The organism is Shigella sp. FC1967, assembly GCF_001743005.1.
In the GTDB taxonomy this organism is placed as follows: Bacteria; Pseudomonadota; Gammaproteobacteria; order Enterobacterales; family Enterobacteriaceae; genus Proteus.
Genome location: NZ_MIIZ01001395.1, coordinates 1 through 360 on the forward strand (window position 1 = coordinate 1; position 360 = coordinate 360).

The 360-nt window shown below is 51.9% G+C and carries 1 pseudogene; it reads left to right on the forward strand.

Going from position 1 to position 360, the window contains the following annotated elements:
- Window positions 1–45 precede the first annotated feature (45 nt).
- Window positions 46–360: pseudogene (locus BHE89_RS22370) on the forward strand (hypothetical protein); the annotation flags it as partial.

Consider the following 360-nt stretch of genomic DNA (forward strand, 5'->3'; position numbering starts at 1 on the left):
AAACGCGGCATTGGAGACACCTGGGCGTGGTGGAAATCAGAGAACATGCCTTATGAGCTGCGCTCGGCCACTCTGTTTTTGTCCGAACAGGACATATCAACCACACAGCCGGTGCCCATGCACGGCAGGGTTGATCAGGTGTACCAAACCAAGAATGGGGTTCTCATTCCTTTGGACACCAAGCTGCGCCAGGTAAACCACATCTATGAGTCGGACATTATCCAGCTCTCGGTTTACCGGGTAATTCTGTCACACAAGTACAAGGCACCCGTTGCCAAGTACGGCTATGTCCGAACCGTTGTTGAGACAGCGGACGGGGATAGAGTCCGTTACATCAAGACAAACCTTCTCAGCGAAAAA